Genomic DNA, 1,233 nt, shown 5'->3' with positions numbered 1-1,233 from the left:
TTCGACCGCTCTGCTGATCGGGCTCGGTGTGCTCGCCGCAACCGTCACGACCCTGCTGTACGTGTCATGGCGACGCCGGGCCCGCGTTCGAGCCTGACGTCACGGCCACCTCGACCTGCCGCTCACCCGGACGCTCCGGCAGCGAACCCGCCTTCAGGGACACCCGCATGGTGAAGGCCAATGGCTGCCCCGATTCCGGAACGACCGTGACGGCGACAGTGGTGACACCCGGTCCTATGGGGACGGACGCCAGGGCCACGCGTTCGGCCACGCGCTGCACTGCGGCCGTACCGTCGGCGCCCTGGACGCTGACCGCCCACGACCGCACCCGTCCGACGCTGTCGCCGGCGCACAGATGCACGAGCGTGGCCGAGCCCGCACCGGGCTCGGCCCGCAGCCGCAACAGGTGCCCGCCGGCGTACGCCTCGATCGAAGCCCTGGCCGCACAGGGCCCGGCGTCCGGTTGCCCGGCGGGCACACCGGCCAGCAACAAGGCCACGCTGGTCACCAGTGCGGCCACCGCAATCGAGAACCCGGCGAAGCCCCGCCACGCCTTCACCCTCACCTTCGGCTCCTGTTCAGGTGCACTCCAGGTTCGCGTCAGCATGATGCCCTCAGCGCTGTGCCGGGCAATGAACGCGCTGCGTGCGGAGGCGCCGCGGTGCCGCGTGGCCCGGCAGTACCGGGTGCCGGCGGTCCGGCTGTAGCTCTCGGAGCTCATGATCGGATAGTCGTCGCCCGGGAGCCCCCGGTTCCCGGACACCTTGCCCGATACTCAGATGATCTCTATATTGAGCGCATGGCTGCCTCGATGCGGGAACCCACGTTCTGGATCCTCACCGCCCTGGCGTCGGCGCCCCGGCACGGCTACGGCGTGATCCAGGAGGCCGGCGCCCTCTCCGGCGGCCGGGTGGTGCTCCAGGCCGGCACGCTGTACGCCGCGCTCGACCGGCTGACCGCCGAGGGGCTGGTCGAGGTCGATCGTGAGGAGCTTGTCGACGGGCGCAACCGGCGGTACTACCGGCTCACCCAACGGGGCGCGACCGCGCTGACCGCCGAGACCGAGCGGCTGCGCGCCAGCCTGGAGGCGGCGACCAGCCAGCTCAAGCGGTTCGGGCTCGGCCCGGCCGGCGCGCACCGGTCCGGCCCTCGGGTGGCGTGGTGAACGACCTGGTGAGCTCGTCCACCACGGCTGATCGGCGGCTGCTGCGGGCGTACCGCCGGCTCTTGCGG

2 protein-coding genes are annotated in these 1,233 nt (G+C 72.2%); one reads left to right on the top strand and one right to left on the bottom strand.

Annotated features, from left to right (window positions below; genetic code table 11):
• Positions 1–64: 64 nt before the first annotated feature.
• Positions 65–721: a hypothetical protein gene (locus tag AB0C29_RS49220; RefSeq protein WP_360835388.1), complete on the bottom strand. Its 657-nt coding sequence runs from the start codon at positions 719–721 to the stop codon at positions 65–67.
• A 78-nt stretch (positions 722–799) separates the two neighbouring features.
• On the opposite strand from AB0C29_RS49220, the gene AB0C29_RS49215 reads away from it, so the two are divergent.
• Positions 800–1,165: a PadR family transcriptional regulator gene (locus AB0C29_RS49215; protein ID WP_360835386.1), complete on the top strand. Its 366-nt coding sequence runs from the start codon at positions 800–802 to the stop codon at positions 1,163–1,165.
• Positions 1,166–1,233: the final 68 nt, after the last annotated feature.

Source organism: Actinoplanes sp. NPDC048791 (genome assembly GCF_040650095.1).
In the GTDB taxonomy this organism is placed as follows: domain Bacteria; phylum Actinomycetota; class Actinomycetes; order Mycobacteriales; family Micromonosporaceae; genus Actinoplanes.
The sequence above is the reverse complement of the archived record's forward strand: the minus strand, read 5'-3'. Positions and strand labels throughout refer to the sequence as shown.

Excerpts from the sequence above, each read along its gene's own strand:
- AB0C29_RS49220 (WP_360835388.1), bottom strand. The coding sequence starts at position 721 with ATGAGCTCCGAGAGCTACAGCCGGACCGCCGGCACCCGGTACTGCCGG.
- AB0C29_RS49215 (WP_360835386.1), top strand. The coding sequence starts at position 800 with ATGGCTGCCTCGATGCGGGAACCCACGTTCTGGATCCTCACCGCCCTG.